This is a genomic window from Paenibacillus sp. P22 (genome assembly GCF_000469945.2).
GTDB lineage: Bacteria > Bacillota > Bacilli > Paenibacillales > Paenibacillaceae > Paenibacillus_O > Paenibacillus_O humicus.
In genome coordinates, this window is sequence record NZ_CBRA020000049.1 from 1 (window position 1) to 12,887 (window position 12,887).

The window sequence follows — 12,887 nt, forward strand, 5'->3', positions numbered from 1 at the left end:
AAGCGCTGGAATATCTGATCAAACAAATACCGGAATTTCGTTCGTGTCCAAGGCCCGCTCTTATWGSCCTATACCGATCTGCTTGTTCGGCTGTCGATCGGGGCGGTAAGAATAGAAGCGGGGATGACTGTCAGCGAAGGGATATGGACCGGCTCGCCTATGCGCGCAAAAGCGCAGCCTCCGGGCAAGCAGCCGGCGAAGCCGCCGGAGGCGAGTCCGGTTCGGCCGCCATCCTGTGCCGCATGCTGGGGGAAGCTCTCGGCATCGCCTATTCCGCGGCGGAAGCCGCTTATGCAGCGGAGCTGCTGCGCCGAGCGTCCTCGCATTCTTCCGGCTCGCTGGCGGCGGACGACCTGGAGCTGGCCGGCAAGGTGCGGTCGTTCATCCGCCGCATGAGCGAGCTGGACGGGACCGATTATTCGGCGGACCGCTCGCTGCGCGACGGGCTGTTCGCCCATCTGAAGGCGGCTCTGGAGAGGCTGGGGGCAGGCCAGAGAATCCGCAATCCGCTGCTGGATGCCATACGCAAGGAATACCCGGAGCTTTACCGCCAGGTTCGGCAGGCAGCCGATTCCGCCCTGCCCGGATTCACGGTTCCCGACGAAGAGATCGCATTTCTCGTCATGCATTTCGGGGCGTCCCGGGAGCGTCTCCGGCAAGTAAGCCAAGTCATGCGGGCAATCGTCGTATGCACGAGCGGAATCGGTTCTTCCAAAATGATTGCGGTCCGCCTGCGCAAGGAGTTCCCGCAGCTGCAGATCGTCGACCAGGCATCCTGGTATGAGGCGGCGCGCATACCGCGGTCGGATTACGACCTCATCATCAGCACGGTGGACTTGCCCCTGCCAGAAGACCAGTACTTGAAGCTGAGCCCGCTTCTCACCCCGCCCGAGGCGGATCGCCTCCGCGAATTCATCCGGAGCAAGAGCTGGCAGGATGAAGGCCTCCGGCCGACGCCTGCCGGCGATACGGCTGCGGCGGAGCTGCTCAAGGAATGGGAACCGCCGGAAGCGAGCTCCCTATCGGATGATGCGGTCAAGCTGTCGGAGGCGGCCGGTCTTACGGGACTGGAGCAGCTTGGGGCGGCTACCAAGCAGTGCATCGAGCTGCTGAATGCCTTCAAGGTGCTGAAGCTGTCCGTTGACGGACGGCCCACCCTGGAGAAGTGGCTGAGCGCCGCATGCGGGCATGCGGCGCTCGGAGGCACGGTGAAGGATGTCCATCGAGTCGTCGATCTGCTGCTGCGCCGCGAGGAAAACGGGACACAGCTCATACCGGGCACGGAGCTGGCCCTGTTCCACACCCGCACCGACGCTGTGCTTAAGCCTTCTCTGTTATTGTTCGAGATGGAATCGGCACTGCGGCTGGACGGTGCGGAAGGGCCGAGGCTTGCCCGCTTCCTGCTCATGCTGGCGCCGCGCCAGCTGTCGCGCGAAAGCCTCGAGGTGCTCAGCGAGGTCAGCGTCACGCTGCTGGACGACGGGATGATTCAGGCACTCGCGGAGGGCCGGGAGAGCAGGATCAGGGAACTGATCGCCTCCCATCTCCGCGGATATCTCAAAACAAAACTGGAAAGCGAGTGAGGAAGATGAGCATTTTATCGGCAGACAAAATCAAATTGAACGTACAGGTGGCCGACAAATTCGAAGCGATCCGCATGGCGGGCCAGATGCTGGTCGACGCCGGGCATGCCGACCAAGGCTATATCGAGAAAATGATCGAGCGCGAAAACGCGCTCTCCACCTATATGGGCAGCGGACTGGCCATTCCCCATGGCACGAACGAAGCCAAAGCGATGATCCAATCGACCGGCCTTGCCGTGCTGCAGGTTCCGGGCGGCGTCGACTTCGGCGGCGACGAGCCTGCCGTGCTGATCGTCGGCATCGCCGCGCAGAACGGCGAGCATATGGACATTTTGACGAGCGTTGCGATGGTCTGCTCCGACGAGGAGAACATGGAGAAGATCCGCACAGCCGGATCGGCGGAGGAAATCATCTCGATTTTCGAAAGCGGGATGGAAGAATGAAGGCCCTCCATTTCGGCGCCGGGAACATCGGTCGAGGCTTTATCGGGCTGCTGCTGTCGCGTTCCGGCTATGACGTCGTCTTTTCCGATGTGAACGAAACGCTCGTCAAGGCGCTGCGGGAGCGCGGCTCCTATACGGTGACGCTCGCGGATGAAGGCGGAGAAGCCGTCGAGGTGACCGGAGTGTCGGCGATCGACGGGCGCGACGCCGCAGCTGTGGCTGAAGCGGTCGCCTCGGCGGACCTCGTCACGACGGCGGTCGGCGTGCCGATCCTGAAGCATATCGCTCCCGGCATCGCGGACGGATTGAAGCTGCGCATGGAGCGCGGCGCGTCTCCTCTGCATGTGATCGCCTGCGAGAACGCGATCGGCGCCAGCACGCTGCTCAAAGAGCATGTCTACGCTTTGCTCGGTGCTGACAATGCCAAGCGTGCGGAGGCGGCGGCAGCATTCCCCGACTCGGCGGTCGACCGGATCGTGCCCATCCAGCATCATGAGGATCCTCTTGCCGTAACCGTGGAGCCTTTCTACGAATGGGTCGTCAACCGTTCGCAAATGCTGCCCGGATCGCAGGAAATCAGCGGCGTTCATTATGTGGACGATCTCGTTCCTTACATCGAGCGCAAGCTGTTCACGGTGAACACCGGCCACTGCAGCGCGGCGTATGCGGGCTACAACAAAGGCTACGAGACGATCCAGCAGTCGATGCAGGACGAGGAGATCGTGAAGCTTGTCTCGGGCGCGCTGGCGGAGACGGGCGCTATGCTCGTCAAGGCTTACGGATTCGACGAAGGCGAGCATAAGGTCTACATCGATACGATTCTCGACCGCTTCCGCAATCCGTATCTCACCGACGAGGTCGTGCGCGTCGGCCGCTCGCCGATCCGCAAGCTGTCTCCGGACGACCGGCTGATCCGGCCGGCGCTGCGGGCTTTGGAGCAGGGCGGCCATGCGGACTCCCTGGCCGAGGTGATGGCGCTGGCCTTGAAGTTCGACTATGCGGAGGATCCCGAAGCAGCCAAGCTGCAGGAAATGATTGCCTCCGATGGGGCTGCCGCAGCCTTCAGCGAAGTGAGCGGAGTGGAATCCGGCCATCCGCTCGCCGTGAGCGTCATCGAGAAGTACAGCCGGGTATAAAACAGACAGAGACAAACGAGTGCGATAGAGAAAGAAGGAGTTCAGCATGAGCCAACTGATTACTGGAGTAGCCGCATCGCCCGGCATCGCGATTGCGAAGGCGTACCGCCTTCAGCAGTCGGAGTCGGTTCCGCCGCGCAAGACTGCCGGGGATGCCGGAGCGGAGAAGCAGCGGCTGAAGGAGGCCGTCGAGGCGGCACGGGTCGATATCGACCGCATTCGGGAGCGTACGCTGGAGAAGCTCGGAGCGCAGAAGGCGGAAATATTCGAAGCCCATCTGTTCCTGCTCGACGATCCCGACCTGATTGACGCTGCGATGGACATGATCGACAGCGATGGAGTGGATGCCGCTTATGCGCTGCATGAAGTGTCCTCGTCCATCGTCGAGGTGCTCCGATCGATGGACAACGAGCTGCTGAGGGAACGCGCCGCGGACGTGAAGGACGTCGCCGGGCGGGTCATCAGCAAGCTGGAGGGACGCGAGCACAGCGCGCTGTCGGAGCTGGACGAGGAGACGATTCTGATTGCGAACGATCTTACGCCGTCCGATACGGCTCAGCTCGATCTCGATTACGTGCGCGGCTTCGTGACGGAGATCGGCAGCCGCACTTCCCATTCTGCGATCATGGCCCGTTCCCTGGAGCTTCCCGCCGTCGTAGGGGCAGGAACTGCCGCCGCAGGAATCGAGTCCGGAACCATCGTCATTCTGGATGCGGTGGAAGGCAAGGTGATCGTGGCTCCTTCCGATTCCCAGCTTCAGGACTATCAGGCCCGCAAGCGGGAATACGAGGACTACAAGCTGCGCATGCAGCAGTTCGTGAACCGTCCTTCCGTCACGACCGACGGCCATGAGGTGGAGCTGGCCAGCAACATCGGCGGCGTCGAGGATCTGGAGAAGGTGCTGGCGAACGGCTCGGACGGCATCGGATTGTTCCGGACGGAGTTCCTTTATATGGGCCGTTCGACGTTCCCGTCCGAGGAGGAGCAGTTCACCGTCTACAAGCATGTGCTGGAGAAAATGAACGGCAAGCGCGTCGTCATCCGCACGCTCGACATCGGCGGAGACAAGGAGCTTCCTTACTTGACGCTGCCTAAGGAAGCGAATCCGTTCCTCGGCCTTCGCGCCGTCCGGCTCTGCCTGGAGCGGCAGGATCTGTTCCGCGCCCAGCTTCGCGCGCTGCTGAGGGCGAGCGCCCACGGAAAGCTGGCGATCATGTTCCCGATGATCGCTGTCGTCAGCGAGCTTCGCGAAGCGAAGCGCATCCTGGCGGAGGAGCGGGCTTCGCTGGAGTCCGAGGGCGTGCCGGTATCCAATTCGCTTGAGGTCGGAATCATGATCGAGATTCCGGCAGCGGCGCTCAATGCCGAAGCGCTTGCGAAAGAAGTGGACTTTTTCAGCATCGGCACGAACGATCTCATCCAATACACGATGGCGGCAGACCGCATGAACGAATCGGTCGCTTATCTGTACCAGCCGCATCATCCATCCATCCTGAGGCTGGTGAACATGGTCATTCAAGCCGCGAAAAAGCATGGCAAATGGGCCGGCATGTGCGGCGAGATGGCCGGCGATTCGGCAGCGATCCCGCTGCTGCTCGGCATGGGCTTGCATGAATTCAGCATGAGCGCCTCCTCGGTGCTGCCGGCGCGCGAGCTGGTGTCGCGCCTGTCGCAGCAGGAATGGGCCGTGCTGGCCGAAGAAGCTCTCGGCATGGACTCGCAGCAGGAAGTGCTCGATTTTGTCAACCAACAACTAAGGAGTGAAGCATAATCATGGCAACCGGAACTTTCACCGTCATTCATCCGCAGGGCTTCCATGCCCGTCCGTCCAAGCTGTTCGTCGAGAAGGCAAGCTCTTTTCCTTGCAAGGTGACGCTGCATAAGGGCAGCAAGAAAGCCAACGGCAAAAGCTCTCTCGGTCTTTTGACGCTCGGCATCGCCGCAGGCGACGAGATTACGGTGGAAACCGAAGGGGAGCAGGAAGAGCAGGCGCTGCAGGAGCTTGGCGCGATGCTGACGAAGATTTACGAGGAATAGATTATCCTGCGAAACGCATACAGGCCGTATGGCAACGCCGCTTGAGAGCGGCTGTCGCCATACGGCTTTTTTTCATTTCGCTGCATTAGAAGGATGCTCGATGACATCGGCTTCATATGGAATCATCGAATAATAAACGGACTTTTCAAAAAATGAATTCCTGCCGAAAGGGGGAAGGGGGTGAAATAAACGTACACTAAATCCAAATCAAACAGGTCCGCGACCATAGTCATTCTTTTCTTGAGTTATATTCCTGCATTTCAAAGAATAAACTGAATTCAATGCCTTGTCATTCAAGCGATGCCGATGCCGGCGAAATTTAATGCTTTCTTAAGAGTCGCTTAAACCGGGCTTAACCTATGCCCGTTACAATGAAGGTATATAAGCGGCGTGTCCGGGCATCCGGACGCCGGCGAAAGGCGGTATGAACGTGGACCAAAGACAAGGAGCTGATCTCCCGGCTGTCAACGCTGCGGCGAGGACTTCAAGGAGCGACCGCAAATCCAGGCAAGCCCGGCTCATCGCAGCCAGCGCTCTGCTGCTGATGCTGTCGATGAGCAGCGCGATGTCCGTCCCTTCCCGCGCGAATGCATCGGCAGCCGTGCTGGAGAAGACGCAGTCCGACCGGATCGACGCAAGCCGCATAGGGTGGACGGCGGCTGCCGCGCAAGCGGCGGGACTGCCTGTGGACCAGCTTGTGGAGCGGCTGAGGAACGGAGAGACGCCGGCCGAAGCGGCCAGCTTGTCCGGCAGCGCGGAGGACGCCGTCATCCGGGGCGTCTACCAGCCATGGGAGGCGGAGCTGGAGCGTCAGATCTCCGCAGGGGAACTGACCGAGACTCAGGCAGCCGCTCAAAAAAGGGCTCTCCTGACCGCGGCGCGCGGGCTTGTCACCGGCGAGTGGAGCTGAAAAAGGAACAAGCCTGAGAGAGAATCCGGCCATGAGCCAGCGTCTGCATAGGCGGAAGGAAGCTGAGCGAATCGACGCTATCAGCGATCAGCTAGCATGACAGCTCGTTCCATTGCTCCAGCGAGAGCTTGTCCGTTATATCCCTCATTGTTTCGGGTACTTCCAAGGCGCACATGAACTCCAGGCTGTTGCCATCCGGATTGTTGAAATTTGCTTCGCTCTGCCAATAAGCGCATGAAAAAACCGCCCGAGCCGGGCGGTTTTTTCATGCGCTATTTTGCTTAAGCGTAGCGCTGCTTCCAATTAAGAAGCTCTGCGCATGCTTCCGAGAATAAGGCTGACGATCGCGACAAGCACGATAGCTCCGATCAAAGCCGGAATGAAGTAGAAGCCTCCAACGACAGGACCCCATTCGCCAATCAGCATGGAACCGAGCCAAGCGCCGACAAAACCTGCGATGATGTTTCCGATAATGCCGCCTGGAACGTCGCGGCCAACTAACATGCCCGCCAGCCAGCCGATGATGCCTCCTACAATCAATGCCCATAACCATGCCATGATGATTTCCTCCCTTTTCTTCTTTCAGTGTCGTGTTTCCCTCATGCCAATAAGTAACCTCTCCCGCGAATTTAGAATCAGGCTGCCCGAGAGTCATTTCGGAATTTGCCCAGACGGACGTGCCGTGAATCCCGGTCTCTATTCCACCTATATAGAAGAAGCGAAAGAATGATGATGGGCCCAAAGAACTATTTCTATAGTCGTATATACATTATGAAATGGTTCGATCCGAATAATCTAGTAAACAAAAACCCGCTACTTGCGAACTACAACATGATATATTGATAGTTCGATAGATACATAACAGGCGAGGCCGCGGGCTCAAACGGAGGTTATCGGAATGAAGATTATTCGCTCAGCATTCAAAGGATGGTTCAGAGGGATCGCCGCCGCAGCTGCGGCAGCCGCATGGATCGCAGCTCCCGTGCAGGCTTCCGCTGCGTCGGAGCCTGCGGCTGCAGCCGCCGTTTATGCCGCAGGAGGCGCCTATGCGGCCGATTCCTTCGAGGAAGCGGGGTCCATCGTCTACGGCGTCATGAAGCAGGCGTACGGGACTTCCGTCACGGTCAACTATACAGGCGACACCTCCGATTTGGCCAAGCAGCTGGACAAGCTGTTCAAGCAGGTCGGAAGCAAGGACGACTACATGCGCTTTGTATTGAAAAAAATGAGCTGGAGCTGGACGAGCACCAGGAATCAGGCCTCCATCACGTTCAAGATGGAGTATTGGGAAACAGCCGAGCAGAGCGAATACGTCCGCAAAACGGCGAAGGAAGCCGTCGATTCGCTGGTGAAGCCGGGCATGACGGACAGGCAGCTGGTGAAAGCGATCCACGACTGGGTGATCGGCCGGTTCGCCTATGATTATTCGCTCTCCAGCCATTCCGCTTACGACGGCCTGGCGAAGGGCGGGAGCACTGTATGCCAGGGCTATGCTCTGATGACGCAGCGGATGCTCGAAGCGGCTGGATTCGACAGCCGGATCGTATACGGGGACTCCAAGGGATCCAAGCATGTATGGAATCTGGTCAAGCTGGGAGATTCGTGGCTCCACCTGGACACGACCCTTGACGAGGGCGGCGCCGCCAAGCCGGGAACGGCTTACCTGCTTGTGTCGGACGACGCGATCAGCAAGGATCACAGCTGGGTCCGTTCCGAGTATCCGGCGGCAAGAGGATGAAAAAAGGAAGTTTATTCCTCTGCTGAAATCGCTTTATGGCTTTCCCTTTCCTATGCGGAATGGTAAGATGGACGCATGATAGGAGGATGCGTGCATGACGACAAACCATGATACCGAAGACAAGCAGGCAGCTCCGGGAACCGAAGTTCCTGAAGGACAGCCCGGACTTACCGAAACCGAATTGATGAACATGATATCGGCGCTCTACCAGCATGGAGAGACGGCGCTTAGAACGTTTTACCAGGATGAATACGAAGTGGGCGGGCAGGTCATCAGCCACCCGATGTACGGACCTCTCGTCATGTACAGGCTGACGGATCCTAACGGCAACTTGTATACATGCGGATTTTTCATGAACGAGCTCGTCCAGAACTTCCAGAAAAACGAAGACCCGGCCTTATGGCTGTCTTCTTTCTTCGTGGATATACTAAGGGGAGAACGCAGCAGGCTCGTACCGCCTCCGCCTCAAAACGAAGACGAAGCGAAGTTCCTGTTCGATCAGGTCATCGTCCCGCATATCGCCAAGACGGTCCGCGAGGAGTTCGCTCCGGAGCCGGTTCATGTCGATATCGATGTCCATCCCGAGCATGGGCCGGTTGTCGAAGCCGGGTTCCCTTCGATCACCGACGGGAACAACGTTGTCGCCCTGCCGTTCCATTACCTGCTGGCGCTCCATCTGCTCAACCGGGATACGGCGGATCCGCTTGTCACCGGCATGTACAAGATCCGCGAGGAACATGGACTGGATACGTAATCGAACGTCTGCACGCAAGTGCGGATGCAAGGCGGGCAGGTGCGGATCAGCGATCCGCGCCTGCCTCTTTTTTCAAGACAAAACCATTTATTCCTATCCGTTGACACGGATATGTGACGATGTTACTATACTGTCATCAATGTAGATACAGTTGACGATGAGGAGAGTGCAGAGAATGTCCATCATTCCTGAGCAAAGCAAGGTCCAGCAGCCGGTTATCGATTTTCACACGGTCATCAAGGAACGCCGTTCCGTCCGCAAGTATGACGCTTCCCATAAGCTGACGGATGAGGAAATCCGGGAGCTGCTGTCCGCAGCCGTTTTGGCTCCATCGGGCAGCAACATGCAGCCATGGCGCTTCATCGTCATTACGGATCCGGAATTGAAGCAAAAGCTTCTTCCCGTAGCCTTCAACCAGGAGCAGATCGTTTCTTCCTCCGCCGTCATCGCCGTACTTGTCGATCTGGAGGCCTATAAGCAAGCGCCGCGCATCTATGCCAAGGCGGTCGAGGCCGGATATATGAACGTGGAGACAGCTGACAAGCTGATCGGCAATATGAACAAATTCTACGGCGGGCTCAGCCGGGACCGCGTGCTGCACGGCGCTCTGATCGACGGCGGCCTGGTGTCCCAGCAGCTCATGCTGGCCGCTCGCGCCAGAGGACTGGACACGGTGCCGATGGCTGGCTACAACACGGATCAGTTCCGCGAAATGTTCGGTGTCTCGGAGCGTTATGCCAACGTCATGCTGATCGCTGTCGGCAAGGCAGCCGAGCCGGGCCATCCTACGGTCCGTCTCTCCGTAGACGATGTGACGAGCTGGAACGGATTCCATCAATAACTTTATTCGTTCTTGAAGTTTATTCATTCATGGCTTGGAATGGACCTTCGCCGGCATGCGGCAGGTCCATTTCTTCGTTTAAGGCGAATATCCCCAGGGTAATGAAGGCTCAGGCAGGACAAACCCTTTACCCGAGAGGATGAAATGACTATGGCACAAGAGCAGGAAATCAAGAACGGCGCGGAAGCCTACGACAAAGTCAAGGAAACGATCGGAAATATGGACGAGGGCAAAAAAGAACAGATTCTCGCCAGCTTCGGCGAATTCAAAAGCTATCTGGGCAACCGGATCGATCTGGCGAGGAGAATCGGCCTCGATGAAGAGCAGCTCGCTGTAGCCGCCGAGAAAGTCGCCGATTATCTGGCCAAGCACGAAGAGCCCCGCAACAGCGAGGAGAAGCTGCTGCAGGAGCTGTGGAAGGTCGGCAAGGACGATGAACGCCACAAGCTCGCTCATATGCTGGTCCGCTTGAGCCAGGAGACGAACGAGCCTGTTATCGAGCGCTCCTAGCAGGATGAGAAAGGCATCTGTCCGAGGCTGCATCGCAGCCCGGATCAGATGCCTTTTCGTTTGACCTTCAAGACAAGCCGATTATAGGCAGGATTTGATATGGGTTTTATAATATGTTTACATAGAATAAGTTTACTCATCAAGATTATGGACGGGCAGCAGGCTGGAGCCTGCTCCGGAAAGAAGGACTTGCGTTGGAATTTTGGGTTGGATTGTTGGAATTGATCTTGATCAATATCGTCCTGAGCGGAGACAACGCGGTCGTCGTAGCGATGGCAAGCCGCAAGCTGCCGCCCGAACAGCAAAAAAAGGCGATCCTGTGGGGCAGCATCGGAGCCATCGCATTGCGGGTCATGTTGACGTTCGTGGCGGTGAAGCTGCTTTCGATTCCTTACCTGCAGCTTGCCGGAGCCATCCTGCTCGTCTATATCGCCGTGCAGCTGCTCCAGACCGGAGACAAGGAAGAGGAAATCAAGGCAGGCGGCTCACTGGGCGCGGCGATACGGACGATCGTTCTCGCGGATCTCGTCATGAGCCTCGACAACGTGCTGGCCATGGCAGGCGCAGCGCAAGGCAACTACCTGCTCATCTTCATCGGCCTCGCCATGACGGTTCCCCTCATTATATGGGCAAGCAAGCTGCTCGTCATGATTATGGACAAGTATCCGATCATCGTCATTCTTGGGGCCGCGCTGCTCGGCTACACGGCAGGGGAGATGCTTCTGGACGACAAGGCGGTCGGGGAGAAGCTGTCCGGGCTGTTCGCCTACGCGGACCATGTCATCCCGGTCGTCATCGCCATTGCCGTGCTGATTGCCGGGCGCATCCTGAACAGCCGCCATTCATCGGCGGAACCGAAGCCGGAGGCGGGAGACCGCTGAGCGGACGATCGCGCTGCAAGCCGGATACGGCTTGCGCTGCTTATTCCGGCGGGCTCTGCAGCCAGGAGGAGATCGCGAGCCGTGCTTCGGATGGAACTCCGGCGCCGAGCTTGAGTTCAAGCCGATAGGGCGGAATGCCGTTCAGCGGCAGCAGCAGCATTCGTCCCGGATCCGGCAGAACGCATGTTGCCGCTTGGGCGAAGCGGGGATCCGAAAAGATAGGCACGACAGCCACGCCCAGCCCGGCTGCTGCAAGCGAAGCCGCCATGACGGCATCGGGCACCGCATGCCCTTCTTCCAGATCCAGTCCCCTTGCGGCCGCCCAGGTCAAGATTTGGCTTCGCAGCCGGGTGCCGGCAGCCGGCGCGATCCAGGGCTTGCCGGATTCCAGGGCGGCCTGTGCGGCTTGGATGCCTGCTGCCTGGGCCCATTCACGGGAGACCGCAAGTCTCAGGTCGGCATCGGGAAGGGGCAGCCAGTCTGCATCAGCCGTTTCCTGCCGCTCCCGAATACGAATATCGGCATGCATGCCGGATCCTTCTTCAATACGGAGCCATTCGATTCCGTACCCGGCCGGCTCCAGCGCGAATGCGGCGAATGACGCCATGATGCTGCTGCAAGCAGCGTCCGCGAGCAAGGACAGGCGCTTGTGGCTGCCTCCCCGGAGCCTCATCTCGCGAGCGGCTTCCTCTTGCAGCGCCAGCATCTTCAGCGCGTACCGGTGAAGCCTGCGGCCTGCGTCCGTCAGAAGGATCCGGCCTGTCTTCATTTCGAACAGAGGCATCCCCCATTCTTCCTCCATCGATTTCATATGAAAGGTCACCGTAGGCTGCTTCAGGCCCAGTTCCTGAGCAACCAAGGTGACCTTTTTCAGTTGTTCAATGAGCACGATAATTCTCCATTTGATCAATGTCATGATAAATGACCTCATTCCGGATAGAGTATAGAATAAGTATATCATTTTTAAGGGTATTCATAGAGTGCGTCTATTCAATTTTACAATTGCCTTTACAAACCGAAGATATCCCTTTAACAAGGCGCTTGTACAATAAGTCTTGTGAGGCAGAACAAACTTGGTTCTCGGAAGGGGATTTAAAACGAAATGAAGAAAACGATGTTGGTCCTGATGACGATGGTGCTTGCGCTGACGCTGGCAGCCTGCGGAAGCAAAGCAAACGACAACGGCACGAACAATGCAGCAGGCGGCTCCGAGCTCAGCGGTTCCATCCTGGCAGCAGGCTCGACGGCTATGCAGCCGCTGGTTGAGCAGGTGTCCAAGAAATTCATGGCCGACTCCAAATATTCCAGCATCACGGTTCAAGTCCAAGGCGGCGGCAGCGGCACCGGCCTGACGCAAGTATCCGAAGGCCAAGCCGATATCGGCAACTCCGACATCTTCGCCGGCGAGAAATTCAAAGATGCCGATGCAGCGAAAGCTCAAGAGCTGGTTGATCATCAAGTCGCAGTTGTAGCCATGGCAACGGTCGTGAACAAGGAAGTCGGCATCGACAACCTGACGAAGCAGCAGCTGGTCGACATCTTCACCGGCAAAATCACGAACTGGAAAGACGCCGGCGGCAAAGACGAGAAAATCGTCATCGTCAACCGTCCATCCAGCTCCGGAACGCGCAAGACGTTCGAGAAATACGCTCTTGGAACGGCATCCGAAGACCTTCCCGGCAACATTCAAGAGGATTCCTCCGGCACGGTCAAGAAGCTTGTCGGCGAAACTCCCGGAGCCATCGGCTACCTGGCTCTCTCCTACCTGGACGATTCCGTCAAAACGATCAAGCTTGACGGCGTAGACGCTACGGCCGACAACGTGAAATCCGGTTCCTACCCGGTATGGGCTTACGAGCACATGTACACGAAAGGCGAGCCTAACGAAATCGTGAAAGCTTTCATCGACTACATGCTGAGCGACGACGTTCAAAAAACCGACATCACGGATCTGGGCTACATCTCGATCCACGAGATGCAAGTAAAACGTGACGAAGCAGGCAATATTACGAAATAAGATCAGTTGCGCCAACGGCGCGCTGCAGCAGGCCAAG

14 protein-coding genes are annotated in these 12,887 nt (G+C 58.0%); 12 read left to right on the plus strand and 2 right to left on the minus strand.

Going from position 1 to position 12,887, the window contains the following annotated elements; all coding sequences use genetic code 11:
• Positions 1 to 143 precede the first annotated feature (143 nt).
• The 6 genes from BN871_RS08690 to BN871_RS08715 all read left to right on the plus strand — a co-directional run bounded on the left by BN871_RS08690 (position 144) and on the right by BN871_RS08715 (position 6,109).
• Entirely contained in the window at positions 144 to 1,583 is a 1,440-nt protein-coding gene (locus tag BN871_RS08690) for a BglG family transcription antiterminator (protein ID WP_048745417.1), read from the plus strand.
• Between the two features lie 5 nt (positions 1,584 to 1,588).
• Entirely contained in the window at positions 1,589 to 2,026 is a 438-nt protein-coding gene (locus BN871_RS08695; protein WP_048745419.1) for a PTS sugar transporter subunit IIA, read from the plus strand.
• Positions 2,023 to 3,162 carry a mannitol-1-phosphate 5-dehydrogenase gene (locus tag BN871_RS08700; protein WP_048745420.1) on the plus strand — a complete coding sequence of 380 codons (1,140 nt, stop codon included), beginning with the start codon at positions 2,023 to 2,025 and terminating at the stop codon, positions 3,160 to 3,162. Before BN871_RS08695 ends, BN871_RS08700 begins: the two co-directional genes overlap by 4 nt.
• A gap of 46 nt (positions 3,163 to 3,208) precedes the next feature.
• A complete protein-coding gene (ptsP, locus tag BN871_RS08705; protein WP_021877773.1) occupies positions 3,209 to 4,933 on the plus strand; it encodes a phosphoenolpyruvate--protein phosphotransferase in 1,725 nt (574 codons plus the stop codon).
• A 2-nt stretch (positions 4,934 to 4,935) separates the two neighbouring features.
• Positions 4,936 to 5,199 (plus strand): HPr family phosphocarrier protein, encoded by a 264-nt coding sequence (locus BN871_RS08710; RefSeq protein ID WP_021877772.1) that lies wholly within the window; start codon positions 4,936 to 4,938, stop codon positions 5,197 to 5,199.
• 430 nt (positions 5,200 to 5,629) lie between these two features.
• On the plus strand, positions 5,630 to 6,109 hold the full coding sequence (locus BN871_RS08715) for a hypothetical protein (RefSeq protein WP_157053882.1): 480 nt from the start codon (positions 5,630 to 5,632) through the stop codon (positions 6,107 to 6,109).
• A gap of 303 nt (positions 6,110 to 6,412) precedes the next feature.
• On the opposite strand, the gene BN871_RS08720 is transcribed toward BN871_RS08715, so the two are convergent.
• Entirely contained in the window at positions 6,413 to 6,667 is a 255-nt protein-coding gene (locus BN871_RS08720) for a GlsB/YeaQ/YmgE family stress response membrane protein (protein ID WP_048745422.1), read from the minus strand.
• Positions 6,668 to 7,007: 340 nt separating this feature from the next.
• Between BN871_RS08720 and BN871_RS08725 the strand changes: the two genes are divergently transcribed.
• The 5 genes from BN871_RS08725 (at position 7,008) to BN871_RS08745 (ending at position 10,833) form a co-directional block, all read left to right on the plus strand.
• Complete coding sequence (locus BN871_RS08725; protein WP_048745423.1) at positions 7,008 to 7,847, plus strand: transglutaminase domain-containing protein; 840 nt, start codon at positions 7,008 to 7,010, stop codon at positions 7,845 to 7,847.
• A 94-nt stretch (positions 7,848 to 7,941) separates the two neighbouring features.
• The gene (locus BN871_RS08730) at positions 7,942 to 8,601 is read left to right on the plus strand and encodes a hypothetical protein (RefSeq protein WP_021877768.1); all 660 of its coding nucleotides are present in this window, start codon (positions 7,942 to 7,944) and stop codon (positions 8,599 to 8,601) included.
• Positions 8,602 to 8,776: 175 nt separating this feature from the next.
• Positions 8,777 to 9,442, plus strand: a complete 666-nt coding sequence (locus BN871_RS08735; protein ID WP_048745425.1) for a nitroreductase family protein — start codon at positions 8,777 to 8,779, stop codon at positions 9,440 to 9,442.
• 150 nt (positions 9,443 to 9,592) lie between these two features.
• The gene (locus BN871_RS08740; protein ID WP_048745427.1) at positions 9,593 to 9,952 is read left to right on the plus strand and encodes a DUF3243 domain-containing protein; all 360 of its coding nucleotides are present in this window, start codon (positions 9,593 to 9,595) and stop codon (positions 9,950 to 9,952) included.
• Between the two features lie 194 nt (positions 9,953 to 10,146).
• The gene (locus tag BN871_RS08745) at positions 10,147 to 10,833 is read left to right on the plus strand and encodes a TerC family protein (protein WP_048745429.1); all 687 of its coding nucleotides are present in this window, start codon (positions 10,147 to 10,149) and stop codon (positions 10,831 to 10,833) included.
• A gap of 40 nt (positions 10,834 to 10,873) precedes the next feature.
• On the opposite strand, the gene BN871_RS08750 is transcribed toward BN871_RS08745, so the two are convergent.
• The gene (locus BN871_RS08750; protein WP_048745431.1) at positions 10,874 to 11,749 is read right to left on the minus strand and encodes a LysR family transcriptional regulator; all 876 of its coding nucleotides are present in this window, start codon (positions 11,747 to 11,749) and stop codon (positions 10,874 to 10,876) included.
• A gap of 186 nt (positions 11,750 to 11,935) precedes the next feature.
• On the opposite strand from BN871_RS08750, the gene BN871_RS08755 reads away from it, so the two are divergent.
• Positions 11,936 to 12,850: a phosphate ABC transporter substrate-binding protein PstS family protein gene (locus BN871_RS08755; protein WP_021877762.1), complete on the plus strand. Its 915-nt coding sequence runs from the start codon at positions 11,936 to 11,938 to the stop codon at positions 12,848 to 12,850.
• Positions 12,851 to 12,887 lie beyond the last annotated feature (37 nt).